Here is a 25,463-nt window from a genome sequence, read left to right as displayed (position 1 = left end):
TGGCGATGTCCTGCAGCAGGCTCAGCATTTCCCGGGATTTCTCGCCGTCATCGAGGGACGCGACGATCTCGAACGGCTGAGTGACCTTTTCCAGATAGGCTTTCAACTGGGTCTTGAGATTGGTGTCGAGCATGAAATACCCCTTGAGCAAAGATTGGCCTTGGCCGGGAAGAAGATGAAAAAGCTTCGATAAGCGAATCCTACCGGGGCCAGGTAATTTTCAAAAATTGATTAATACAAGAGACTCAATCAGTAAAAACTATCGGTAACTTCTCAGGTCTTGTGTTCCACGTGGAACACATGCTTTTTCAGCCATCCATAAACAAGAACCCCGGCACGAGGCCGGGGGCAGGTATTGCGGAGACGCGGAAGAATCAAAAGTCCAAATTGGACACCGCCAGGGCGTTCGTTTCGATAAAGTCCCGGCGCGGCTCCACCGCATCACCCATCAGGGTGTTGAAGATCTGGTCAGCCGCAATGGCGTCTTCGATGGTGACCTTGAGCATTCGGCGCACCGCCGGGTCCATGGTGGTTTCCCACAGCTGGTCCGGGTTCATTTCACCCAACCCCTTGTAGCGTTGCACGCTATGCCGGCGGGTGCCTTCGACCATCAACCAGTCCAGGGCTTCCTTGAAGGAGGAAACCGCTTTCTTGCGCTCGCCGCGCTGAACGTAGGCGCCTTCTTCCAGCAGACTGTTCAACTCATCCCCCAGCGTGGTGACGGTTTTGTAGTCATTGCTGGCGAAAAAGTCGCGGTTGAAGGTGATGTAACTGGCCTGGCCGTGCGAAATGATTTCCACCTCGGGCAACCACAGGCTGCGTTCCTTGTCTTCGCGCAGGCTGGCCTTGTAGCCCAGACCCGAGCGCTCGACGCCTTCGAGCATCGCCGAATAGGACGCCAGCCAGGCTTGCATCGCCGATTGATCAGCCAGCTGCTCGACTGTTACGCGCGGCAGGTAGATGAAGTGCTCGGTCAGTTCCTGAGGATAGAGACGCGACAGACGCTGCAGGGTTTTCATCACGGCGCGGTAATCGTTGACCAGCCGCTCCAGGGCTTCGCCGGACAAACCTGGCGCATGTTCGTTGACGTGCAGGCTGGCTTCTTCGAGGGCCGACTGGGTGCGGTATTCCTCCATCGCCTCATCGTCCTTGATGTACTGTTCCTGCTTGCCACGCTTGACCTTGTACAGCGGCGGTTGCGCGATATAGATGTAGCCACGCTCGACCAGCTCAGGCAGCTGACGGAAGAAGAAGGTCAACAGCAGCGTGCGGATGTGCGATCCATCGACGTCAGCATCGGTCATGATAATGATGTTGTGATAACGCAATTTGTCGATGTTGTACTCTTCACGCCCGATCCCGCAGCCCAGTGCGGTGATCAGGGTGCCGACTTCCTGCGAGGAAATCATGCGGTCGAAGCGCGCCCGCTCGACGTTGAGAATCTTGCCCTTGAGCGGCAGGATCGCCTGGGTCTTGCGGTTGCGCCCCTGCTTGGCAGAGCCGCCCGCGGAGTCCCCTTCCACGATGTAGAGTTCGGAAAGGGCAGGGTCCTTTTCCTGACAATCGGCAAGTTTGCCGGGAAGACCGGCGATATCCAGAGCACCCTTGCGTCGCGTCATTTCCCGCGCCTTGCGCGCCGCCTCGCGGGCACGCGCCGCATCGATCATCTTGCTGACGACCGCTTTCGCCTCGTTGGGATGCTCGAGCAGGAAGTCGGCAAAGTGCTTGCCCATTTCCTGTTCGACAGCGGTTTTGACTTCCGAGGATACGAGCTTGTCCTTGGTCTGCGAGCTGAACTTGGGGTCCGGCACCTTGACCGAGATGATGGCCGTCAGTCCTTCGCGCGCATCGTCGCCGGTGGTCGCAACCTTGTGTTTCTTGGCCAGGCCTTCCTGCTCGATGTAGTTGTTCAGGTTACGTGTCAATGCCGAGCGGAACCCAGCAAGGTGCGTACCGCCATCGCGCTGGGGAATGTTGTTGGTGAAGCAGAGCAGGTTCTCGTTGAAACTGTCGTTCCACTGCAACGCCACTTCAACGCCAACACCGTCATCACGCTGGACATTGAAGTGGAAAACCTCGTTCACCGGCGTCTTGTTGGTGTTGAGGTAGGCCACGAAGGCGCTGAGGCCGCCTTCATACTTGAACAGCTCCTCTTTGGCGTTGCGCTCATCGCGCAGGACAATGCCGACCCCCGAGTTGAGGAACGAGAGTTCGCGCAGTCGCTTGGCCAGGATGTCCCAGCTGAAGTGGATGTTCTGGAAGGTTTCCGCCGAAGGCTTGAAGTGGATCTCGGTGCCGGAATCCTGGGTTTCACCCACAGCCGCGAGCGGTGCTTGGGGAACGCCGTGACGATAGATCTGCTCCCAGACCTTGCCACCGCGACGAATCGTCAGGATCAACTCCTCGGAGAGCGCATTCACCACGGAGACGCCCACGCCGTGGAGGCCACCGGAGACCTTGTAGGAGTTGTCATCGAACTTACCGCCGGCGTGCAGCACGGTCATGATGACCTCGGCAGCCGACACCCCTTCTTCGTGGATATCGACCGGAATGCCACGCCCGTTGTCGCGCACACTGATGGACTCGTCGACGTGAATGGTGATGCAGATTTCACTGCAATGGCCGGCCAGCGCTTCGTCGATCGAGTTATCGACGACCTCGAACACCATGTGATGCAGGCCGGTGCCGTCGTCCGTATCGCCGATATACATACCGGGACGCTTGCGTACCGCATCGAGGCCTTTGAGTACCTTGATACTGGACGAATCGTAAGTATGGTTTTCGCTCATGCCGTCACTCCCGAGGGGCCGTGGACCTGGGCTATCGCTCCATGTTCCACGTGAAACATTGAGATTGGCGTATCGTCACGCCAGCCTTCTCGCAATAGGTTCGAATCGACACAGGTGATGAAAACCTGGCAATTCAGTTGTTCCAGCAAGCTGCACAGCGCAAGCCGGTGGGTTTCGTCCAGCTCGGACGGTAGGTCATCGACCAGATAAATACATTGCCCGCGCTTGGCCTCGCTCACCAGATGCCCCTGGGCTATGCGCAGGGCACAGACAACCAGTTTCTGCTGGCCACGAGACAAGGTTTCCGCCGCGCTGTGGCCTGCCATACGCAGGCGAAGATCAGCCCGCTGAGGTCCCGCCTGGGTATGCCCCATCATCCGATCACGTTCGATTGATGCCGCCAGTACATCGGCGAGAGCCAGGGATTTGTCCCAACCTCGGTAATAGCTCAGCTGGAAGCCTTCCAGCTCCAGCAGGGCTGCCAGGGTTCTCTCGAAAACCGGCTTGAGTGCCTGAATGTAGGCCCGTCGATACTCGTCGATCTCCTCACTTGCCAGGCTCAGCTCACGGCTCCAGGCCGCCTGCGAAGCGGCGTCAAGTGTACCATGCCGCAGCCACGAGTTACGCTGCCGCAAGGCCTGCTGCAGCCGCTGCCACGCCTGTAGAAAGCGCGGTTCCACGTGGAACACGCCCCAGTCGAGGAATTGCCTGCGAAGCTTGGGCGCACCTTCCAGCAGGCGAAAACTGTCCGGGTTGATCAGCTGCAATGGCAGTGCATCAGCCAGTTCGGCTGCGCTCTTGACGCTCTGGCCGTCGATACGAATGCGCACATCGCCCGAACGATCACGGGAAATACCCAGCGCGCTGGATCGTTCCTCATCCAGCGTCACCTGACCGAAAACCGTACAGCTCGTTTGTTCGTGAGCGATCACCGGATTCAGACGAGCACTGCGAAACGAGCGTGCCATACCCAGCAGATAGATGGCTTCCAGCAGGCTGGTCTTGCCACTGCCGTTATCGCCATGAAGGATATTGATGCGAGGGGAGGGGGTTAACGTCACCGGCTGCAGGTTGCGAACGCCGGTGACGGAAATACGGCTAAGGGACATTCAGTGCTGGTTACAGACGCATCGGCATGACGACATAGGAGGAATCGTCGTTGTCGAATTCCTGGACCAGCGCACTGCTGTTGGCATCGGAGAGAATCAGACGCACCTGCTCGGTGGTCATCACGCCCAGCACATCCAGCAGGTAGCTGACGTTGAAGCCAATCTCCAGCGAACCGCCGTTGTAGTCGACGGCCACTTCCTCTTCCGCTTCTTCCTGCTCCGGGTTGTTGGCCTGGATCTTCAACAGGCCGCTTTCCAGTTGCAGACGAATGCCGCGGTATTTTTCGTTGGAGAGAATCGCCGTACGGCTGAAGGCCTCGCGCAGCGTCTGTCGATCGCCGACGACGAGCTTGTCGCCGCCACGCGGCAGCACACGCTCGTAATCGGGGAACTTGCCATCCACCAGCTTGGAGGTGAAGGTGAATTCGCCGGTGGTCGCGCGAATATGATGCTGGCCCAGAACGATGCCGACTTCGGCATCCTGCTCGGTCAGCAGCCGCGCCAGTTCGAGAATCCCCTTGCGCGGAACGATGACCTGATGACGGTCCGGCTGATCGATGTTGGCCTGCACGGAACACATCGCCAGGCGATGGCCATCGGTCGCCACGGCGCGCAACATGCCGCTGGAAACCTCGATCAGCATGCCGTTCAGGTAATAGCGCACATCCTGCTGGGCCATGGCGAAGCTGCTGCGCTCGATCATGCGGCGCATGCTGCCCTGGTTGACGCTGAAACTCAGTGAGCCAGGACCTTCTTCCACAGCCGGAAAATCATTGGCGGGCAGTGTCGACAGGGAAAAACGGCTGCGCCCGGATTTGATCACCACTTTCTGGTCATCGAGGCGAATGTCGATCAGTGCATCGGGCTGCAGGCTCTTGCAGATATCCATCAGCTTGCGCGCCGGCACGGTGATTTCACCGGGCTCGCAGGCATCTTCCAGTGCAACGCGACCGACCAGTTCGACCTCCAGGTCGGTCCCCGTCAGGGACAGTTGCTGATCCTGGACGACCAGCAATACGTTGGACAGCACCGGCAAGGTCTGGCGCCGTTCGACGACGCCGGCTACCAGCTGCAGGGGTTTCAACAGGGCTTCGCGCTGAATGGTGAAATGCATGGTCCGGTCCCTTGCCTATTAAATGGCCGCAGTCTGTTCAGGTTGTCAAAGTACGAAGGAGATTCTTGTAGTCTTCGCGAATGTCCGCATCCAGTTCCCGAAGTTCGGCAATCTTACGACAGGCATGCAGTACAGTCGTGTGATCGCGCCCGCCAAATGCATCGCCGATTTCCGGCAGGCTGTGGTTGGTCAGCTCCTTGGACAGGGCCATCGCAACCTGGCGTGGCCGGGCGACGGAGCGCGAACGTCGCTTCGAGAGCAGATCGGCGATCTTGATCTTGTAATACTCGGCGACGGTACGCTGGATATTGTCGACGCTGACCAGCTTGTCCTGCAGGGCAAGCAGGTCTTTCAACGATTCGCGAATCAGCTCGATGGTGATGTCGCGGCCCATGAAGTGGGCGTGGGCGATGACCCGCTTGAGCGCACCTTCCAGTTCGCGCACGTTGGAGCGAATCCGCTGGGCGATGAAGAAGGCGGCATCGTGGGGCAGATCGACATTGGCCTGGTCGGCCTTTTTCATCAGGATCGCCACCCGTGTCTCAAGCTCCGGCGGCTCTACCGCCACCGTAAGCCCCCAGCCGAATCGGGATTTCAGACGTTCTTCCAGCCCGTCGATTTCCTTGGGGTAGCGGTCACTGGTCAGGATCACCTGTTGCCCGCCTTCAAGCAGCGCATTGAAGGTATGGAAGAACTCTTCCTGGGAGCGTTCCTTCTTGGCGAAGAACTGGATGTCATCGATCAGCAGCGCATCCACCGAGCGATAGAAGCGCTTGAACTCGTTGATGGCATTGAGCTGCAGCGCCTTGACCATGTCGGCGACGAAACGCTCCGAATGCAGGTAGACCACCTTGGCATTGGGGTTCTTCTTCAGTAGATGGTTGCCCACCGCATGCATCAGATGGGTTTTGCCGAGGCCGACGCCGCCATAGAGGAACAACGGATTGTAGCCATGCTTGGGATTGTCCGCGACCTGCCAGGCGGCGGCGCGAGCCAACTGGTTCGACTTGCCTTCGACGAAGTTCTCGAAGGTGAAGGTGCGGTTGAGATAGCTGGTGTGCTTGAGCCCGCCCTCGACCTGCACGTTGCGCTCTGCACGCACGGGAGCTACAGGTTCGGAAAAACCGCTCGGGGCCTCTTCACGTCGCGATGATTCCTGCACGGTCGGAGCCACGGCTGCCGGCGTCGGCTGCTGGGCACGCGCCATGGAGGCAGACGGCAGGCCGGTAGCCGAAGCGCGGCGCTTGCTGCCGATCAGCAGCGACAGACTCGGAGCCGGGCCGCTCGCACGCTCGGACAACAGCTCCAGCAGACGGGACAGATACTTCTCGTTGACCCAGTCGAGGACGAACCGGTTGGGCGCGTAGACGTGAAGCGCGTCCGCCTCGGCCTCAACCTGAAGCGGACGGATCCATGTGTTGAATTGCTGGGCTGGCAGTTCATCCCTCAAGAGGTCAACGCACTGCTGCCAAAGTTCCACCGACACGGAATCTCCTAAAGCTGTCGAGCTGTAAAACGGTCGTCATTGTAGCCCTGCGCCATCCAGTTATCCACAAATGAGCCACGTCTTGCAGCAGAAAACGCTGGACCCGATAACACCACGAACAGGAAAGATGGCTCGCTAAGCCCTGTTGATAACGCCCCCTGAGCGCTGGGTATCAGTCGGTGGATAGCCTGCATACAAAAACCTCTGTGGATAAGTCATGGATTCACCCACAGGCTATGCAACGCATACCCACCCTCGACACACGGGCAACCCCAAGGGTTTCGCTTCGAGCAACGCTTTGCCAGTCATGGCTTTCAGCGTGTTATCCACAGAATGCGCGTTCACCATCTATAAACGCTTTAGAAAGAAAACCTATTCTTTTCTTTCTTTATTAAACTTTCCTTGCTGATCGACTGGCTGGAAATTGACCTGGCAGCCTGGCTTCTCTACAATCGCCGGTCTCTTAAAAGGGGGCCATTCCGGCCCGCAATGGATCACCAGGTAAAGCATCATGAAACGCACTTTCCAGCCCAGCACCATCAAGCGCGCTCGCACCCACGGTTTCCGTGCCCGTATGGCTACCAAGAACGGTCGTGCCGTCCTGTCGCGCCGTCGTGCCAAGGGTCGTAAGCGTCTGGCAGTCTGAACACGTCGGAATCGCTAGTGAGTCGGGACTTCGGTCGGGAAAAGCGATTGCTGACCCCGAGCCAGTTCAAGGCAGTCTTCGACTCCCCTTCCGGCAAGTTACCGGGCAGGAATGTCCTGCTCCTTGTGCGCGAAAATGACCTGCCTCATCCCCGCATCGGGCTGGTGATCGGCAAGAAGAGCGTCAAGCTTTCGGTCGAACGCAATCGCATCAAGCGGCAACTGCGCGAAACCTTCCGTCTCAATCAGCTGGAATTGGCGGGTTGGGACATCGTGGTGATTGCGCGCAAGGGATTGGCCGATCTGGATAATCCTGAACTGGCACGGCAATTCAACAAGCTTTGGAGACGGCTGTCGCGCACACCCTCTCAGGCCGCCGTTCATCCAGAACAGGGTAAAACCGTCCATGCGTAAACTGGCCCTGATCCCGATTCGCATCTACCAGTACGCTATCAGCCCCATGATGGCCAGCCATTGCCGCTTCTATCCAAGCTGCTCCTGCTATGCACAGGAGGCCATTGAAAACCATGGCCTGCTGCGCGGCGGCTGGTTGAGCCTGCGCAGGCTTGGCCGTTGCCATCCATGGAATCCGGGCGGCTATGATCCCGTGCCTTCCAACAACACCTCCAATTCATCTTCGATGACCGAGTAATCATGGATATCAAACGCTCGATCCTGCTTGTATCACTGGCCATCGTTGCCTACCTGATGGTTCTGCAGTGGAACCAGGACTATGGTCAGGCAGCCCTGCCTGACGAGACACGCCAGTCACAAAATGCCGCGGCCCAGGTATCCGACATGCCGGTCGCTGCCAGCACCGAAGGCGCCCAAGGCGACATCCCGGTGGTAGCCAGCGAACAGCAAGCCAGTGCGCTGCCTGAAACCCCGGCCAGTTCCCAGCTGATCCGCGTCACTACCGATGTGCTGGAGCTGGCAATCGACCCGCGTGGTGGCGATATCGTCGATCTGCGCCTGTCGCAGTTTCCACGCCGCCAGGATCGCCCAGATGTGCCTTTCCAGCTGTTCGAGCGCAGTGCCGAGCGTATCTATGAAGCCCAGAGCGGCCTGATCGGCGATGGTCCGGACAAGGCCAGTGGCCGCCCGCTGTACAGCAGCGAACAGCAGCAGTATCAGCTGGCTGAAGGACAGGATCGCCTGGTTGTCGATCTGACCTACAGCGAAGACGGCGTCGACTACATCAAGCGTTTCAGCTTCGATCGCGGCACCTACAACCTTGAAGTTCGCTATCTGATCGACAACCACAGCGAGAAGCCCTGGTCCGGCATCATGTTCGGCCAGCTCAAGCGCGACAGCAGTGGCGATCCATCCTCCAGCACCGCCACCGGGACGGCCACCTACCTGGGGGCCGCGCTCTGGACCAAGGATGAGCCCTACACCAAGGTGTCCATGGGCGACATGGATGACAAGAACTTCCGGGCAACCGTCGAGGGTGGCTGGATCGCCTGGCTGCAGCACTACTTCGTCACCGCCTGGATTCCCTCGCCCGATCAGACCAACCAGGTCCAGACCCGCAAGGACAGCCAGGGCAACTACATCATCGGCTTCACCGGCTCTGCGATTGCCGTCGCGCCGGGCAGCCAGGGCGAGATCGCGGCAACCCTGTATGCCGGTCCCAAGGACCAGGACAGGCTCGAAGAACTCTCCCCCGGCCTGCGCCTGACCGTCGATTACGGCTTCCTCTGGTTCCTCGCACAGCCGATCTTCTGGCTGCTGAGCGCCATTCATACGCTGCTCGGCAACTGGGGCTGGTCGATCATCGTGCTGACCATCATCATCAAGCTGATCTTCTTCCCGCTCTCGGCGGCCAGCTACAGGTCCATGGCACGCATGCGCGCCGTGGCGCCGAAGATGCAGGCGCTCAAGGAACAGCACGGCGACGATCGCCAGAAGATGTCCCAGGCGATGATGGAGCTGTACAAGAAGGAGAAGATCAATCCGCTCGGTGGCTGCCTGCCGATCCTGGTGCAGATGCCGGTGTTCCTGGCCCTCTACTGGGTACTGCTGGAAAGCGTCGAGATGCGCCAGGCGCCCTGGATGTTCTGGATCACCGACCTGTCGATCAAGGATCCGTTCTTTATCCTGCCGATCATCATGGGCGTGACCATGTTCATCCAGCAGCAACTGAACCCGACCCCGCCGGACCCGATGCAGGCCAAGGTGATGAAGCTGCTGCCGATCATCTTCACCTTCTTCTTCCTCTGGTTCCCGGCCGGTCTGGTCCTGTACTGGGTGGTCAACAACGTCCTGTCCATCGCACAGCAGTGGTACATTACGCGCAAGATCGAGAGACAGGTCACGGCCTCGGCCTGACTTGCGCAGTAAACAGAACGCCCCTTGATTGGGGCGTTTTGCTTTTTCAGTTCCTGGAGAGACGCATGAGCCAAGATCGCGAAACCATCGCCGCAGTCGCCACCGCACCGGGTCGTGGCGGCATCGGGGTCGTGCGGGTTTCCGGACCGCGCGCCAAAGCGCTGGCCATCACCCTCAGCGGTCGAGAGCCCATCGCCCGTCATGCTCATTACGGCCCGTTTCATGCCGATGACGGCGAAGTCATCGATGAAGGGCTGATGCTGTTCTTTCCCGGCCCGCATTCGTTCACCGGCGAAGACGTGCTGGAGCTGCAGGGCCACGGCGGGCCGGTGGTCATGGACATGCTGCTGCACCGTTGCGTGGAACTGGGCGTGCGCCTGGCCCGTCCGGGGGAATTCAGCGAGCGTGCCTTTCTCAACGACAAGCTGGACCTGGCCCAGGCCGAAGCCATTGCCGACCTCATCGAGGCCAGTTCCGCCCAGGCCGCGCGCAATGCGGTGCGTTCACTGCAGGGCGAGTTTTCCCGGCGCGTCCATCAACTGACCGAACGACTGATCCAGCTGCGCATCTACGTCGAAGCCGCCATCGACTTCCCCGAGGAAGAGATCGATTTCCTCGCCGATGGCCACGTGCTGGGATTGCTCGAGGGCGTGTGCGCCGAGTTATCCACAGTGTTGCGCGAAGCCGGACAAGGCGCATTGCTTCGCGAAGGCATGACGGTGGTCATCGCCGGCCTGCCCAATGCCGGCAAGTCCAGCCTGCTCAATGCCCTTGCCGGACGCGAAGCGGCCATCGTCACCGATATCGCCGGCACCACCCGGGACATCCTGCGCGAACATATCCACATCGACGGTATGCCCCTGCACGTAGTGGACACCGCTGGCCTGCGTGATACCCAGGACCAGGTGGAAAAGATCGGTGTGGAACGCGCGCTCAAGGCCATAGGCGAAGCCGACAGGATACTGCTGGTGGTCGATTCCACCGCCCCGGAAGCAACTGACCCCTTTGCACTCTGGCCGGAATTTCTCGATCAGCGTCCCGATCCGGCGCGCGTCACCCTGATCCGCAACAAGGCCGACCTGTCCGGTGAGCCGGTGGCGCTGGAGGTCTGCAACGATGGACACGTCACCCTCAGCCTCTCAGCCAAATCCAGTGACGGCCTCGACCTGCTGCGCGAACACCTGAAGACTTGCATGGGTTACGAGCAGACCTCGGAAAGCGGCTTCAGCGCACGCCGACGTCACCTCGATGCACTGCACCAGGCCCGCCAGCACCTCGACCATGGCCACGCCCAGCTGACCCTCGCCGGTGCCGGCGAACTGCTGGCCGAGGACCTGCGCCAGGCCCAGCAAGCCCTGGGCGAAATCACCGGCGCCTTCAGTTCCGACGACCTGCTGGGGCGAATCTTTTCCAGCTTCTGTATCGGCAAATAACCAGCAGCTCAGTAATCGATCCAACTCGACGCCGGCTTCAACGAGCACGGCGTGACAGGCTGTGCCTGGTTGAAAATCCGAACCCTTTCATTCCGCTCCGGAATATTCATAGCCAAATTCAATGCTGAGCCCTGTGGACAAGCCCACCTGATCCCGGTCCATAAAAGGGGTATAAACCAGGACATGAAAACGTCTGTGGATAAATAGCGTTTCCATACACAGGCTGCTCACGGGCTACGCACCGTCTCCACCCAGCTTCAGCACCGGGTTTAGATCTTCTGTAGACCAGTAAAGACACGGCCTGCAGAGGTTATCCACAGAAAACACCCGAACCATTTATAAACATAAAAATAAGCTTTAAAGAATTACTTTCTTTATCTCTATATTTGTTTGCCAGTAAACATGCCCACCGCGTTGGTTATTTTTTATCCAGAAGCCTTCTTTCAGCGTCCGTGAAACCCTATACTTGCGCGTTTCCAGAACCCCCTATGAACAGGCACGAGGTGCGTGGTGGATTTCCCTTCCCGTTTTGACGTCATCGTGATCGGTGGTGGCCATGCCGGTACCGAAGCTGCCTTGGCAGCGGCGCGCATGGGCGTGAAAACCCTGTTGCTAACGCACAATGTGGAAACGCTCGGACAGATGAGCTGCAATCCTGCTATCGGCGGTATCGGCAAGAGCCATCTGGTCAAGGAAATCGATGCACTGGGCGGTGTCATGGCCACTGCCACCGACAAGAGCGGTATCCAGTTTCGTGTACTCAACAGTCGCAAGGGACCGGCTGTGCGTGCCACCCGCGCCCAGGCTGATCGGATACTGTACAAGGCCGCCGTTCGCGAAACGCTGGAGAACCAGCCCAACCTGTGGATATTCCAGCAGGCGGCGGACGATCTCATCGTCGAAGCCGATCAGGTCAGGGGCGTGGTCACCCAAATGGGGCTGCGCTTCTTCTCCGAGTCGGTGGTATTGACCACTGGGACCTTCCTCGGCGGACTTATCCACATCGGGCTGCAGAACTATTCCGGGGGACGTGCCGGCGATCCGCCTTCCATCGCTTTGGCGCAGCGTCTGCGCGAGCAACCCCTGCGCGTGGGACGCCTGAAAACCGGCACACCACCGCGCATCGACGGTCGAAGCGTCGATTTCTCGGTGATGATCGAACAGCCCGGTGACACACCGCTGCCGGTGATGTCCTTCCTCGGCAACCGCGAGCAGCATCCGCCGCAGGTCAGTTGCTGGATCACCCACACCAATGCCCGCACCCACGAAATCATCGCCGCCAATCTGGATCGCTCGCCGATGTATTCCGGTGTCATCGAAGGCGTAGGGCCGCGCTATTGCCCCTCCATCGAGGACAAGATCCACCGCTTCGCCGACAAGGACAGCCACCAGGTCTTCATCGAACCCGAAGGCCTGACCACACATGAGCTGTACCCCAACGGCATTTCCACCTCGCTGCCGTTCGATGTGCAGCTGCAGATCGTGCAGAGCATTCGTGGCCTGGAGCATGCGCATATCGTTCGGCCAGGCTATGCCATCGAGTACGACTACTTCGACCCGCGCGACCTGAAACACAGCCTGGAAACCAAGGTGATCGGCGGGCTGTTCTTCGCCGGCCAGATCAATGGCACCACTGGTTACGAGGAAGCCGGTGTCCAAGGACTGCTCGCCGGGACCAACGCCGCCTTGCGTGCCCAGGGGCGTGACGCCTGGTATCCACGCCGCGATGAGGCCTATCTCGGGGTGTTGATCGACGACCTGATCACCCTCGGCACCCAGGAGCCCTATCGCATGTTCACTTCGCGCGCCGAATATCGACTGATCCTGCGCGAGGACAACGCCGACCTGCGTCTGACGGAAAAGGGCCGTGAACTGGGGCTGGTGGATGACATCCGCTGGGCGGCGTTCGAGCGCAAGCGCGAAGGCATCGCGCGCGAGGAACAGCGCCTGAAGGAAACCTGGGTGCGTCCTGGTACCGAACAGGGGGAGGCCATTTCGGCCCGTTTCGGTACCCCGCTGACCCATGAGTACAACCTGCTGAACCTGCTGGCGCGCCCCGAGATCGACTATCAGAGCCTGGTCGAGCTGACGGGCGTGATGGTGGACGATCCGCAGGTGGCCGAGCAGGTAGAGATCAAGACCAAGTACGCCGGTTATATCGAGCGTCAGCAGGACGAGATTGCCCGTTTGCGTGCCAGCGAGAATGTCGTGCTGCCAACCGAGCTGGATTACTCGGCAATCTCTGGGCTTTCGAAGGAAATCCAGCACAAGCTGTCCCTGGCGCGTCCCGAAACCCTGGGGCAGGCATCGAGAATTCCCGGTGTCACGCCAGCGGCCGTGTCGTTGTTGATGATTCATCTGAAAAAGCGCAGTGCCGGTCAGAAACTGGAGCAGAGCGCCTGATGAGTCCCGACATGGCAAATCATGCAGCAGAACTGCGCGAAGGTGCGTTGCAGCTGGGTATCGAACTGAGCGAAGTCCAGCAACAGCAGCTGCTGGGTTACCTGGCCCTGCTGAACAAGTGGAACAAGGCCTACAACCTGACCGCCGTGCGTGATCCGGCAGAGATGGTTTCGCGGCATCTGCTCGACAGCCTCAGCGTGGTGCCCCATGCAGAGCCCGGCGGGTCACGCTGGCTCGATGTGGGCAGCGGCGGCGGCATGCCCGGCATTCCCCTGGCGATCCTGTTTCCCGAGCGCCACTTCACGCTGCTCGATTCCAACGGCAAGAAGACCCGTTTCCTGACCCAGGCTAAGCTGGAACTGAAGCTGGCCAACGTCGAGGTTATCCACAGCCGCGTCGAGCAGTTCAAACCCGAGCAGCCCTTTACCGATATCACTTCCCGAGCCTTCAGCTCGCTGGAGGATTTCGCCAACTGGACGCGTCACCTGAGTGATGGCACGACCCGCTGGCTGGCCATGAAAGGCGTGCAGCCGGATGATGAACTGCAGGCCCTGCCTGCGGATTTCCAGCTGGAACGCTGCCTGGTGCTCAAGGTTCCCGGTTGCCAAGGCCAGCGCCATCTGCCGATACTGCGCCGCACTTCATGACCCCGGACAGACACTGATCATGGCCAAAGTATTCGCCATCGCCAATCAGAAGGGCGGTGTCGCCAAGACTACCACCTGCATCAACCTTGCCGCTTCGCTGGTGGCAACACGCCGTCGTGTGCTGCTGATCGATCTCGACCCTCAAGGCAATGCCACCACCGGCAGCGGTGTGGACAAGTTGAGTCTGGAGTATTCGATCTACGACGTGTTGATAGGCGAATGCAGCCTGGTCGACGCCATGCAGTTTTCCGAGCACGGTGGTTATCAGCTGCTGCCGGCCAACCGTGACCTGACGGCGGCCGAGGTCGCCCTGCTGAACCTGCCGGCCAAGGAAAACCGCCTGCGCGAAGCACTCGCGCCGGTGCGCGAGAATTACGATTACATTCTCATTGACTGCCCGCCGTCGCTGTCGATGCTGACCATCAACGCGCTGACCGCCGCCGATGGCGTGATCATTCCGATGCAGTGCGAGTACTATGCGCTCGAAGGTCTGACCGATCTGGTCAATTCGATCCAGCGCATCGGCCAGGCACTCAACCCGAGCCTGAAAATCGAGGGCCTGCTGCGCACCATGTACGATCCGCGCAGCAGCCTGACCAACGACGTGACCGAGCAGCTCAAGGCGCATTTCGGCGACAAGCTCTACGACACCGTCATCCCGCGCAACGTGCGGCTGGCCGAAGCGCCCAGCCACGGCATGCCGGCGCTGGTCTACGACAAGCAATCCAAGGGCGCACTGGCCTATCTGGCGCTGGCTGGCGAACTGTCGCGCCGCCAGCGGCGTGCCGCCCGCAGCGTAACCGCATAAGGAATTTTCATGGCGACCAAGAAAAGAGGCCTGGGACGCGGACTGGATGCCCTGCTCGGTGGTGCCAACGTCACTGCCATGCAGGAGCAGGCCGTTCAGGCCGATGTGCGCGAGCTTCAGCAACTGCCGCTCGATCTGATCCAGCGTGGCAAGTACCAGCCACGCCGCGATATCGACCCGGTGACGCTCGAAGAACTGGCGCAATCGATCAAAGCGCAAGGTGTGATGCAGCCGATCGTGGTGCGTGCCATTGGCGGTGGTCGTTACGAAATCATCGCCGGTGAACGCCGCTGGCGTGCCAGTCAGCAGGCCGGGCTGGAGACGATCCCGGCACTGGTACGTGATGTCACCGACGAGGCCGCCATCGCCATGGCGCTGATCGAGAACATCCAGCGTGAAGATCTCAATCCCGTCGAAGAAGCGGTGGCGCTGCAGCGCTTGCAGCAGGAATTCCAGCTGACCCAGCAGCAGGTCGCCGACGCGGTGGGAAAATCGCGGGTGACCGTCAGCAATCTGCTGCGGCTGATTGCCCTGCCGGAGGAAATCAAGACGCTGCTTTCTCACGGCGACCTGGAAATGGGCCATGCCCGCGCATTGCTCGGTCTGCCGGCTGAACGGCAGATAGAGGGAGCGCGGCATGTTGTCGCACGCGGAATGACCGTGCGCCAGACCGAGGCCCTCGTGCGGCAATGGCTGAATGCTCAGCAAACGACGAAAAGCGATCCGAAAAGCGATCCGGACATCCAGCGTCTGGAACAGCGACTGGCCGAGCGGCTGGGCTCCCCGGTGCAAATCAGGCATGGCGAGAAGGGCAAGGGACAGCTGGTTATCCGCTACAGTTCGCTGGATGAGCTGCAGGGTGTACTGGCGCACATTCGCTGATACAAAAAAGATGTAGTGGCAGCTGGAAAAGGCTACCTGAAGGTTGAACGCGAAGTGGCCTGCTCCTATACTCGCCGCGCTTTTTTGACTGCGGTCATTGCTGGCAACAGCGCTACCTGGCGATGGATGTACGGGTGAATATACGTAACAGAACACCTTTGCATCGCCTGCCGGTCGTGCGTGTGCTGGTAGTGCAGGCACTCACCGGGCTGTTTGCCGCTGTGTTCTGCGGTCTGCTTTTTGGTATGGTCGCCGGCTACTCCGGGTTGCTGGGCGGCCTGATAGCGCTACTGGCCAATGTCTACTTCGCGTTCAAGGCGTTTCGCTATTACGGCGCGCGCTCGGCCAGGGCAATCGTGCAGTCCTTCTGGGCTGGCGAGATGGGTAAACAGATTCTTGCAGCAGCGTTGTTTGCGCTGGTGTTTGTGGGAGTGGAACCGCTGGAGCCAGCCGCCTTGTTCGCTGGTTACGTGCTGGTTCTTGGCGCTGGAGCGAGCGCCCTCCTGCTGATGAAAACTAATCCGAAGCATTGAGCACTGAGGCGTTTATGGCGAGTACCCCGGCGGAATATATCCAGCATCACCTGCAGAATCTGACCTACGGAAAACTGCCGGCAGGCTACGTTCGCGCAGACGGTTCGGTCGTCGATCAGGCCACCTGGACCATCGCCCAGACCGGCATCGAAGCACGTGACATGGGCTTCATGGCCGTTCACCTGGACACCATGGGCTGGTCGCTGCTGATGGGCGCCCTCTTCATCCTGCTGTTCCGCAGTGCCGCCAAGGTGGCCACTGACGGTGTGCCGGGCAAGTTGCAGAATTTCGTCGAAATGTGCGTCGAGTTCATCGAAGGCGTGGTCAAGGACACTTTCCACGGCCGCAACGCGCTGATCGCTCCGCTGGCACTGACCATCTTCGTCTGGGTGTTCCTGATGAACAGCCTGAAGTGGATCCCGGTCGACTACATCCCGGGTATCGCCCATCTGCTCGGCCTGCCGGCGTTCAAGATCGTACCGACCGCCGATCCTAACGGCACATTCGGTCTGTCGCTCGGTGTCTTCATCCTGATCCTGTTCTACAGCTTCAAGGTCAAGGGCGTCGGCGGTTTCACCAAGGAACTGGCCTTCACCCCGTTCAATCACTGGTCGCTGGTACCGTTCAACCTGTTCCTCGAAATCCTCGGTCTGCTGACCAAGCCGCTGAGCCTGGCTCTGCGTCTGTTCGGCAACATGTACGCCGGTGAGGTGGTATTCATCCTCATCGCGCTGCTGCCGTTCTACGTGCAGTGGACCCTGAATGTGCCCTGGGCGATCTTCCATATCCTGGTGATTCCGCTGCAGGCGTTCATCTTCATGGTTCTGACCGTGGTGTACCTGAGCTCAGCGCACGAGGATCATGGATCCGAGGCTGCACACTAAGCTCAGACCCCTGGAAACACTTTTGCTTCAAAACGAAAAACCTTAACCCCCCTAGCTTCAGGAGCTTTACATGGAACTCGTCTACATCGCCGCCTCTATCATGATTGGTCTGGGTGCCCTGGGCACCGGTATCGGCTTCGCCCTGCTGGGCGGCAAGCTGCTGGAATCCACCGCTCGTCAGCCTGAGCTGGCTCCGCAGCTGCAAACCAAGACCTTCCTGATGGCCGGCCTGCTCGACGCCGTACCGATGATCGGTGTCGGTATCGCGATGTACCTCATCTTCGTTGTCGCTGGTTAAGCATTTATCCGGTTTCAGATGGGGTTCGCCGGGCGAGCCCCGTCGCCGTGGAATGACTCCCGCGTTGAACGAGATAGCACGAGGTAAATCGCTGTGAACATTAACTTGACGCTGTTCGGTCAAACGATCGCCTTCGCTATCTTCGTCTGGTTCTGCATGAAGCTCGTCTGGCCACCGGTAACGGCAGCCATGGCAGCGCGCCAGAAGAAGATCGCCGAAGGGCTGGATGCGGCTGGCCGTGCGCAGCAAGACCTGAAACTGGCTCAGGACAAGGTGACCAACACCCTGCGTGAGACGAAGGAACAGGCTGCCCAGATCATCGAGCAGGCCAACAAGCAAGCCAACGCGATCGTCGAGGAAGCCAAGCAGCAGGCACGTAGCGAAGGCGAGCGACTCGTCGCCGGTGCCCGCGCCGAAATCGAACAGGAAGTGAACCGTGCCAGGGATCAACTGCGCAGTCAGGTAGCGGCTCTGGCCGTCGCCGGTGCAGAGAAGATCCTGGAGTCCCAGGTGGACGCCAAGGTACACAACGAACTGGTCGAAAAACTGGCCTCCCAACTTTAAGCGAGGCAAGCGATGATCAATACCCAGACGCTTGCTCGGCCTTACGCGAAAGCCGCTTTCGAGTTTGCCAGTGCGGTCGGACAGACCGAGTCCTGGTCGAAGATGCTGAGCCTGTCGGCCATCGCCGTTGAAGTCCCGGAAGTTTCGGCCCTGCTGAGCGACCCTCGCCTGACCAGTGAAAGCAAGGTTCAGGAGCTGGTCCGCCTGCTAGGCGACGATACGGATGAAGCCTTCCGCAATTTCGTTCGCAGCCTTGGCGAGAATGATCGCCTGTCGGTACTGCCGACGGTGAGTGAGCTGTACGAGGACATCAAGGCGCAAGCCGAAAAAACGCTTGAGGCAGAAATCGAAACTGCCTTCGAGCTCAGCAACGCGCAACTGCAAACTTTGGCTGCCGCCCTGTCGAAGCGGCTAGATCGCACCGTCAACCTCCAGCAGGCCGTGAATCCTGCGCTGATCGGCGGCGTAGTCATCCGCGCCGGTGATGTGGTTGTCGACGGTTCGGTCCGCGGCAAACTGAGCCAGTTGGCCGAATCGTTGAAATCCTGATTTGAGGGTCGTGGCATGCAGCAACTGAATCCTTCCGAGATTAGTGAAATCATTAAGCAGCGCATCGAGAAATCCGATGTCGCTGCTCAAGCCCGTAATGAGGGCACCGTCGTCAGCGTGTCTGACGGCATCGTACGTATCTATGGTCTGGCCGACGTGATGTACGGCGAGATGATCGAGTTCCCTGGCGGCATCTTCGGCATGGCATTGAACCTGGAGCAGGACTCCGTAGGTGCCGTGGTTCTGGGTAACTACCTGGGCCTGACCGAAGGCATGAGCGCCAAGTGCACCGGTCGCATCCTTGAAGTTCCGGTAGGTCCGGAGCTGCTGGGTCGTGTGGTCGATGCCCTGGGCAACCCGATCGACGGCAAAGGTCCGATCAATGCCCAGGCTACCGACGCCGTCGAGAAAGTGGCACCGGGCGTGATCTGGCGTAAGTCGGTCGATCAGCCGGTACAGACCGGCTACAAGTCGGTCGACGCCATGATTCCGGTTGGCCGTGGCCAGCGCGAGCTGATCATCGGTGACCGCCAGATCGGCAAGACCGCCATGGCGATCGACGCCATCATCAACCAGCGTAACAGCGGCATCAAATGCGTCTACGTAGCCATCGGTCAGAAGCAGTCGACCATCGCCAACGTGGTGCGCAAGCTGGAAGAGCACGGCGCCCTGGCCAACACCATCATCGTCGCGGCTTCCGCTTCGGAGTCTGCTGCCCTGCAATTCCTGGCGCCTTATGCCGGTTGCACCATGGGCGAGTACTTCCGCGACCGCGGTGAAGACGCACTGATCGTGTATGACGATCTGTCCAAGCAGGCTGTGGCCTACCGCCAGATTTCCCTGCTGCTGCGTCGTCCACCGGGACGTGAAGCCTACCCGGGCGACGTGTTCTATCTCCACAGCCGCCTGCTGGAGCGCGCTTCCCGCGTATCCGAGGAGTATGTCGAGAAGTTCACCAACGGTGCCGTGACGGGCCAGACCGGTTCCCTGACCGCGCTGCCGATCATCGAAACCCAGGCCGGTGACGTTTCCGCGTTCGTTCCGACCAACGTGATTTCCATCACCGACGGTCAGATCTTCCTGGAATCGGCCATGTTCAACGCAGGCATCCGTCCGGCCGTCAACGCCGGTATCTCGGTATCCCGCGTCGGTGGTGCTGCGCAGACCAAGATCATCAAGAAGCTGTCCGGTGGTATCCGTACCGCGCTGGCCCAGTACCGTGAACTGGCTGCGTTCGCGCAGTTCGCTTCCGACCTGGACGAAGCGACCCGCAAGCAGCTCGAGCATGGTCAGCGCGTTACCGAGCTGATGAAGCAGAAGCAGTATGCGCCGATGTCCATCGCCGACATGTCCGTGTCCCTGTATGCCGCCGAGCGTGGCTTCCTGACCGACGTGGACGTGGCCAAGGTTGGCGCCTTCGAGCAGGCCCTGATCGCCTTCTTCAACCACGAATTCGCCGACCTGATGGCGAAGATCAACGTGAAGGGTGACTTCAACGACGAGATCGACGCTGGCCTGAAAGCCGGTATCGAGAAGTTCAAGGCCACGCAAAGCTGGTAAGCCGCAGCGGGAGCCGCAAGGTTCCCGCCTGCTAACCCGATAGGTGTCAAATGGCAGGCGCAAAAGAGATTCGCAGCAAGATTGCGAGCATCAAAAGCACGCAGAAGATCACCAGCGCCATGGAGAAGGTGGCGGTCAGCAAGATGCGCAAGGCACAACAGCGCATGGCTGCCAGCCGTCCCTACGCGGAGCGGATCCGGCAGGTGATTGGCCATCTGGCCAGTGCCAACCCGGAATACCGCCACCCGTTCATGGTGGAGCGTCCGGTCAAGCGTGTCGGTTATATCGTTGTGTCAACCGATCGTGGTCTGTGCGGTGGCCTGAACACCAACCTGTTCAAGGCGCTGATCAAGCACATGAAGGAATGGCACGATCAGAAGGTCGAGGCTGACCTCTGCGTGATCGGCAACAAGGGCGCAAGCTTCTTCCGCAGTTTTGGCGGCAACGTGGTTGCAGCCATCGGCAACATCGGTGAAGCGCCGTCGATCAATGACCTGATCGGCAGCGTCAAGGTCATGCTCGATGCCTTCCAGGAAGGCCGGGTGGATCGCTTGTACCTGGTATCCAACAAGTTCATCAACACCATGACCCAGAAACCGACGGTCGACCAGCTGCTGCCCCTGGCGGCGGCAGCGAATGCCGAACCGGTCAAGAAAGGTCAGTGGGACTACCTCTACGAGCCGGACGCCCAGCAACTGCTGGATGCGCTGCTGGTTCGTTTCATCGAGTCCCAGACCTATCAGGCGGTGGTTGAGAACGGTGCAGCCGAACAGGCCGCACGGATGATTGCCATGAAGAGTGCAACCGACAACGCCGGGGAGCTGATTGGTGACCTGCAACTGGTCTACAACAAGGCCCGTCAGGCTGCGATCACTCAGGAAATTTCGGAAATCGTCGGCGGCGCTGCCGCGGTTTAAGAACGGTTCAACTGTTAACAATGGCTGAAAAGTCAGAGGAACCAAACATGAGTAGCGGACGTATCGTTCAAATCATCGGCGCCGTCATCGACGTGGAATTTCCACGCGATCAGGTGCCGAATGTCTATGACGCGCTGAAAGTTCAAGGCGCCGAGACCACCCTGGAAGTCCAGCAGCAGCTGGGCGACGGCGTTGTCCGTACCATCGCCATGGGTTCGACCGAGGGCCTCAAGCGTGGCCTGGACGTCAACAACAGCGGCAAGGCCATCCAGGTACCGGTGGGTGCCGGTACCCTGGGTCGTATCATGAACGTCCTGGGCGAGCCCATCGACGAAGCCGGTCCGGTTGCCTGCGACGAGCAGTGGGGCATCCACCGCGCGGCGCCGAGCTATGCCGAACAGGCTGGCGGCAACGACCTGCTGGAAACCGGCATCAAGGTCATCGACCTGGTCTGCCCGTTCGCCAAGGGCGGCAAGGTCGGCCTGTTCGGTGGCGCCGGCGTGGGCAAGACCGTCAACATGATGGAACTGATCAACAACATCGCCAAGGCGCACAGCGGTCTGTCTGTGTTCGCCGGTGTGGGTGAGCGTACCCGTGAGGGTAACGACTTCTACCACGAGATGAAGGATTCCAACGTTCTCGACAAGGTAGCGATGGTCTACGGTCAGATGAACGAGCCGCCAGGAAACCGTCTGCGCGTGGCACTGACCGGCCTGACCATGGCCGAGAAGTTCCGCGAGGAAGGCAAGGACGTTCTGCTGTTCATCGACAACATCTACCGTTACACCCTGGCCGGCACCGAAGTGTCCGCGCTGCTGGGTCGTATGCCGTCCGCAGTGGGTTATCAGCCGACTCTGGCCGAGGAAATGGGTGTTCTGCAGGAGCGCATCACCTCCACCAAGACCGGTTCGATCACCTCGATCCAGGCCGTATACGTTCCCGCGGATGACCTGACCGACCCGAGCCCGGCGACCACCTTCGCCCACTTGGACGCCACCGTCGTTCTGTCGCGTGACATCGCTTCCCTGGGTATCTACCCGGCCGTCGACCCGCTGGATTCCACCAGCCGTTCGCTGGACCCGCTGGTGGTTGGCCAGGAGCACTACGAGTGCACCCGTGGTGTGCAGTACGTGCTGCAGCGCTACAAGGAACTGAAGGACATCATCGCTATCCTGGGTATGGACGAACTGTCCGAGACCGACAAGCAGCTGGTCGCACGTGCTCGTAAGATCCAGCGCTTCCTGTCCCAGCCGTTCCATGTGGCCGAGGTCTTCACCGGCGCTCCAGGCAAGTACGTGTCCCTGAAGGAAACCATCCGTGGCTTCCAGGGCATTCTCAATGGTGACTACGATCACCTGCCGGAGCAGGCGTTCTACATGGTTGGCACCATCGACGAAGCCATCGAGAAGGCCAACAAACTGTAACTGGCGCGCCCGCTTGCGGGCGCCGATCCCGCCCCTGACCGGCGCTGACCGGCTCAGGGGAAGATTACCGAGGCATAAGTATGGCTATGACAGTCCATTGCGACATCGTCAGTGCGGAAGAAGAGCTGTTCTCGGGGCTGGTGGAAATGGTCGTCGCCCATGGCAACCTGGGTGACATCGGTATCCTGCCGGGCCACGCGCCGCTGCTGAGCGATCTCAAGCCCGGTCCGGTGCGCGTGATCAAGCAGGGTGGCGAGGAAGAAATCTTCTACATCTCCGGCGGCTTCATCGAGGTGCAGCCGAACATGGTGAAGGTGCTTGCCGATACCGCTACTCGCGCCAAGGACATTGACGAGGCTGCCGCTCAGGCCGCCGTCAAGGCTGCCGAAAAGGCACTGCACGAGAAAGGCGTGGATTTCGACTACGGCTCCGCCGCCGCTCGTCTGGCCGAGGCCGCAGCCCAGCTGCGTACCATCGAGCAGCTGCGCAAGAAGTACGGTCGACACTGATCGACCAGCAGGCTGTTGAAAACGTAGGCGAGGCAGGAAAGGCGAGGCGAAAACAGCCGAAGAAGCGCAGTTTAGGTGTTCTAAATGAGCATTCTGAGGCTGTTTTCAACGAAGTCTTGCCAACGCAGGTAGTTTTCAACGCTCTGCTGGCGTCTTCATCGCGCACGAGTAAAAGGGTAGCCTTGGCTACCCTTTTTCTTGTCTGTAATTTTTCGGTGCCGGCACAGTCGAACCACCGCTACCTTCGACCCATACCGTTCAGGATCAGCACCCATGTCACTCGATATCGTCATTCTCGCCGCCGGCCAAGGCACCCGCATGCGTTCCGCCCTGCCCAAGGTCCTGCATCCGGTGGCTGGCAAATCGATGCTCGGTCACGTCATCGATACGGCACGCGCCCTGCAACCCCAGAGCATTCAGGTGGTGATCGGCCACGGCGCCGAGCAGGTGCGCGAGCGCCTGGCGGGTGAGGATCTGACCTGGGTGCTTCAGGCCGAGCAGCTCGGCACCGGCCATGCTGTGGCGCAGGCATTGCCGAACTTCTCGGCTGAGCGGGTGCTGATTCTCTATGGCGATGTACCGCTGATCGAAGCCGATACCCTGCAGCGGCTGCTGCACAAGGTCGGCCCCGAGCAACTGGCGCTGCTCACCGTGATGCTCGACGACCCCAGCGGCTATGGCCGTATCGTCCGTGATGAACGCGGCGAGGTGCAGGCCATCGTCGAGCACAAGGATGCCAGTGACGAGCAGCGGTCGATTCGCGAAGGCAATACCGGCATCCTGGCGGTGCCGGGTAGCCGCATCGGCGAGTGGCTGGGGCGCCTGTCCAACAGCAACGCCCAGGGTGAGTACTACCTGACGGACGTGATCGCCATGGCAGTGGCCGACGGCTTGCGTGTCGCTACGGAACACTCCCGGGACGCCATGGAAGTGCAGGGCGCCAATGACCGTATCCAGCTGGCTGAGCTGGAGCGCCACTATCAGCTGCGTGCGGCGCGGCGCTTGATGGCGCAAGGCGTGACGCTACGTGATCCGGCGCGTTTCGATCTTCGCGGTGAGGTTTCGGTGGGGCGCGATGTGCTGATCGACATCAACGTAATCCTCGAAGGCCGTGTGGTTATCGAAGATGACGTGCAGATTGGGCCGAATTGCGTGATCAGCAACAGTACCCTGCGCAAGGGCGCGATCATCAAGGCCAATTCCCATCTGGAAGGCGCGGAAGTCGGCGAAGGCGCCGATTGCGGCCCCTTCGCCCGCCTGCGTCCCGGCAGCGTGCTCGGCGCCAGGGCGCATGTGGGCAACTTCGTCGAACTGAAGAACGCGACCCTGGCCGAGGGTGCCAAGGCCGGTCACCTGAGTTACCTGGGCGACGCCGAGATCGGCGCGCGAACCAACATCGGCGCCGGCACCATCACCTGCAATTACGACGGCGCCAACAAGTTCAGAACGGTAATGGGCGAAGACGTCTTCATCGGTTCCAACAGCTCGCTGGTGGCGCCGCTGAATCTTGGTGACGGCGCGACCACGGGGGCCGGCTCGGTGATCACCGAAGACATACCGGCACACAACCTCGCGCTTGGGCGCGGACGGCAGCGCAATATCGAAGGTTGGCAAAGGCCGGTGAAAAAGAAGTCATAAGCTTGAAGCAAAAGCTGTAGGTCGGCTCACGCTTTACCGAGCCGACGAGCGGAGCCAGGTGGATGTAAAAAGCGACATCCACTCTACGCCAGCTTGCACCCTGTGGGTGCTTATGTTTTGATTCGCACCCTTAACTTTCGAATCGAAACATTGCGTATGTCCAAGCGCAACACGCCACAACGTCGTCACGCTATCCTTGCGTTGCTCAACGAGCAGGGCGAGGTCAGCGTCGATGCGTTATCCAGGCACTTCGAGACCTCCGAAGTCACCATCCGCAAGGACCTTGCCGCACTGGAGAAGAACGGCCTGCTGCTGCGCCGGTATGGCGGTGCGGTGCCCCTACCGCAGGAGTTGATTGGCGATACCACCCAGCGGGTTTCTCCCGCCAAGCAGGCCATTGCCCGTGCGGCGGTGGGCTGCATTCGCGAGCATGCACGGATCATCATCGACAGCGGCACCACCACCGCGGCGATGATTCCCGAGCTGGGTCACAAGCCGGGCCTGGTGGTGATGACCAATTCGCTGAACGTGGCCAACGCCCTGCGCGAGCTGGAACACGAACCGGTGTTGCTGATGACCGGCGGCACCTGGGACCCGCACTCGGAATCCTTCCAGGGCCAGGTGGCCGAACAGGTGCTGCGCTCCTATGATTTCGACCAGTTGTTCATCGGTGCCGATGGCATCGACCTGCAGCGCGGCACCACTACCTTCAACGAGTTGCTGGGCCTGTCGCGGGTGATGGCCGAGGTCGCGCGGGAAGTGATCGTCATGGTCGAATCGGACAAGATCGGTCGGCGCATTCCCAATCTGGAGCTGCCCTGGAGCGGCATCCATACCTTGATTACCGATGAACGCCTCGCCAGCGAGGCGCGTAACAGCATTCAGGCCCGTGGTGTCAGACTGATCTGCGCGGCCATCGAAAACGATCTGGAGAACTGAA

Annotated in this window: 25 protein-coding genes; 20 read left to right on the top strand and 5 right to left on the bottom strand. The window is 60.0% G+C overall.

The window, feature by feature from the left end; genetic code table 11:
* From G7020_RS24120 to dnaA, 5 genes are all read right to left on the bottom strand, one after another.
* Nucleotides 1–133: hypothetical protein (locus G7020_RS24120; RefSeq protein ID WP_258189390.1), on the bottom strand; the 133-nt coding region annotated here is incomplete at its 3' end.
* A gap of 241 nt (nt 134–374) precedes the next feature.
* Nucleotides 375–2,789: a DNA topoisomerase (ATP-hydrolyzing) subunit B gene (gyrB, locus tag G7020_RS18320; protein ID WP_181086571.1), complete on the bottom strand. Its 2,415-nt coding sequence runs from the start codon at nt 2,787–2,789 to the stop codon at nt 375–377.
* On the bottom strand, nt 2,786–3,898 hold the full coding sequence (gene recF / locus G7020_RS18315; protein ID WP_181086570.1) for a DNA replication/repair protein RecF: 1,113 nt from the start codon (nt 3,896–3,898) through the stop codon (nt 2,786–2,788). Before recF ends, gyrB begins: the two co-directional genes overlap by 4 nt.
* A 10-nt stretch (nt 3,899–3,908) precedes the next feature.
* Nucleotides 3,909–5,012 (bottom strand): DNA polymerase III subunit beta, encoded by a 1,104-nt coding sequence (gene dnaN / locus G7020_RS18310; RefSeq protein WP_181086569.1) that lies wholly within the window; start codon nt 5,010–5,012, stop codon nt 3,909–3,911.
* 37 nt (nt 5,013–5,049) lie between these two features.
* A complete protein-coding gene (dnaA, locus tag G7020_RS18305) occupies nt 5,050–6,498 on the bottom strand; it encodes a chromosomal replication initiator protein DnaA (RefSeq protein ID WP_181086568.1) in 1,449 nt (482 codons plus the stop codon).
* Nucleotides 6,499–7,009: 511 nt separating this feature from the next.
* On the opposite strand from dnaA, the gene rpmH reads away from it, so the two are divergent.
* The 20 genes from rpmH to G7020_RS18205 all read left to right on the top strand — a co-directional run bounded on the left by rpmH (nt 7,010) and on the right by G7020_RS18205 (nt 25,462).
* Nucleotides 7,010–7,144 (top strand): 50S ribosomal protein L34, encoded by a 135-nt coding sequence (rpmH, locus tag G7020_RS18300; RefSeq protein ID WP_002551315.1) that lies wholly within the window; start codon nt 7,010–7,012, stop codon nt 7,142–7,144.
* A 17-nt stretch (nt 7,145–7,161) separates the two neighbouring features.
* The gene (rnpA, locus tag G7020_RS18295) at nt 7,162–7,557 is read left to right on the top strand and encodes a ribonuclease P protein component (RefSeq protein ID WP_181086567.1); all 396 of its coding nucleotides are present in this window, start codon (nt 7,162–7,164) and stop codon (nt 7,555–7,557) included.
* Complete coding sequence (yidD, locus tag G7020_RS18290; protein WP_181086566.1) at nt 7,550–7,795, top strand: membrane protein insertion efficiency factor YidD; 246 nt, start codon at nt 7,550–7,552, stop codon at nt 7,793–7,795. The genes rnpA and yidD overlap by 8 nt, the downstream gene beginning before the upstream one ends.
* Before the next feature lie 2 nt (nt 7,796–7,797).
* Complete coding sequence (gene yidC / locus G7020_RS18285; RefSeq protein ID WP_181086565.1) at nt 7,798–9,474, top strand: membrane protein insertase YidC; 1,677 nt, start codon at nt 7,798–7,800, stop codon at nt 9,472–9,474.
* Between the two features lie 65 nt (nt 9,475–9,539).
* The gene (gene mnmE, locus G7020_RS18280; RefSeq protein ID WP_181086564.1) at nt 9,540–10,907 is read left to right on the top strand and encodes a tRNA uridine-5-carboxymethylaminomethyl(34) synthesis GTPase MnmE; all 1,368 of its coding nucleotides are present in this window, start codon (nt 9,540–9,542) and stop codon (nt 10,905–10,907) included.
* A gap of 510 nt (nt 10,908–11,417) precedes the next feature.
* Nucleotides 11,418–13,310: a tRNA uridine-5-carboxymethylaminomethyl(34) synthesis enzyme MnmG gene (gene mnmG, locus G7020_RS18275; RefSeq protein WP_181086563.1), complete on the top strand. Its 1,893-nt coding sequence runs from the start codon at nt 11,418–11,420 to the stop codon at nt 13,308–13,310.
* 11 nt (nt 13,311–13,321) lie between these two features.
* Complete coding sequence (rsmG, locus tag G7020_RS18270) at nt 13,322–13,957, top strand: 16S rRNA (guanine(527)-N(7))-methyltransferase RsmG (protein ID WP_258189388.1); 636 nt, start codon at nt 13,322–13,324, stop codon at nt 13,955–13,957.
* A 19-nt stretch (nt 13,958–13,976) separates the two neighbouring features.
* Nucleotides 13,977–14,765: a ParA family protein gene (locus tag G7020_RS18265; RefSeq protein ID WP_181086561.1), complete on the top strand. Its 789-nt coding sequence runs from the start codon at nt 13,977–13,979 to the stop codon at nt 14,763–14,765.
* Between the two features lie 9 nt (nt 14,766–14,774).
* On the top strand, nt 14,775–15,647 hold the full coding sequence (locus G7020_RS18260; RefSeq protein ID WP_181086560.1) for a ParB/RepB/Spo0J family partition protein: 873 nt from the start codon (nt 14,775–14,777) through the stop codon (nt 15,645–15,647).
* A 122-nt stretch (nt 15,648–15,769) separates the two neighbouring features.
* On the top strand, nt 15,770–16,180 hold the full coding sequence (locus tag G7020_RS18255; protein ID WP_181086559.1) for a F0F1 ATP synthase subunit I: 411 nt from the start codon (nt 15,770–15,772) through the stop codon (nt 16,178–16,180).
* 14 nt (nt 16,181–16,194) lie between these two features.
* On the top strand, nt 16,195–17,064 hold the full coding sequence (atpB, locus tag G7020_RS18250; protein ID WP_181086558.1) for a F0F1 ATP synthase subunit A: 870 nt from the start codon (nt 16,195–16,197) through the stop codon (nt 17,062–17,064).
* A 70-nt stretch (nt 17,065–17,134) separates the two neighbouring features.
* A complete protein-coding gene (gene atpE, locus G7020_RS18245; protein ID WP_003290909.1) occupies nt 17,135–17,362 on the top strand; it encodes a F0F1 ATP synthase subunit C in 228 nt (75 codons plus the stop codon).
* A gap of 93 nt (nt 17,363–17,455) precedes the next feature.
* Nucleotides 17,456–17,926 (top strand): F0F1 ATP synthase subunit B, encoded by a 471-nt coding sequence (locus G7020_RS18240; RefSeq protein ID WP_181086557.1) that lies wholly within the window; start codon nt 17,456–17,458, stop codon nt 17,924–17,926.
* Nucleotides 17,927–17,938: 12 nt separating this feature from the next.
* Nucleotides 17,939–18,475 (top strand): F0F1 ATP synthase subunit delta, encoded by a 537-nt coding sequence (locus tag G7020_RS18235; RefSeq protein ID WP_181086556.1) that lies wholly within the window; start codon nt 17,939–17,941, stop codon nt 18,473–18,475.
* Between the two features lie 15 nt (nt 18,476–18,490).
* Nucleotides 18,491–20,035: a F0F1 ATP synthase subunit alpha gene (atpA, locus tag G7020_RS18230; protein WP_181086555.1), complete on the top strand. Its 1,545-nt coding sequence runs from the start codon at nt 18,491–18,493 to the stop codon at nt 20,033–20,035.
* A 50-nt stretch (nt 20,036–20,085) separates the two neighbouring features.
* Nucleotides 20,086–20,952, top strand: coding sequence for a F0F1 ATP synthase subunit gamma (gene atpG, locus G7020_RS18225; protein WP_181086554.1), 867 nt, complete (start codon nt 20,086–20,088; stop codon nt 20,950–20,952).
* 47 nt (nt 20,953–20,999) lie between these two features.
* Nucleotides 21,000–22,376 (top strand): F0F1 ATP synthase subunit beta, encoded by a 1,377-nt coding sequence (gene atpD / locus G7020_RS18220; RefSeq protein ID WP_181086553.1) that lies wholly within the window; start codon nt 21,000–21,002, stop codon nt 22,374–22,376.
* An 80-nt stretch (nt 22,377–22,456) separates the two neighbouring features.
* Nucleotides 22,457–22,885 (top strand): F0F1 ATP synthase subunit epsilon, encoded by a 429-nt coding sequence (locus G7020_RS18215; protein WP_181086552.1) that lies wholly within the window; start codon nt 22,457–22,459, stop codon nt 22,883–22,885.
* A gap of 273 nt (nt 22,886–23,158) precedes the next feature.
* Nucleotides 23,159–24,523 carry a bifunctional UDP-N-acetylglucosamine diphosphorylase/glucosamine-1-phosphate N-acetyltransferase GlmU gene (glmU, locus tag G7020_RS18210; protein WP_181086551.1) on the top strand — a complete coding sequence of 455 codons (1,365 nt, stop codon included), beginning with the start codon at nt 23,159–23,161 and terminating at the stop codon, nt 24,521–24,523.
* A gap of 156 nt (nt 24,524–24,679) precedes the next feature.
* Nucleotides 24,680–25,462 carry a DeoR/GlpR family DNA-binding transcription regulator gene (locus G7020_RS18205; RefSeq protein ID WP_181086550.1) on the top strand — a complete coding sequence of 261 codons (783 nt, stop codon included), beginning with the start codon at nt 24,680–24,682 and terminating at the stop codon, nt 25,460–25,462.
* Nucleotide 25,463: the final 1 nt, after the last annotated feature.

This window comes from Stutzerimonas stutzeri (genome assembly GCF_013522825.1).
Taxonomy (GTDB): Bacteria; Pseudomonadota; Gammaproteobacteria; order Pseudomonadales; family Pseudomonadaceae; genus Stutzerimonas; species Stutzerimonas stutzeri_AK.
Note: the sequence above shows the minus strand (reverse complement) of the source record. Positions and strands in the feature narration are given on the sequence as shown.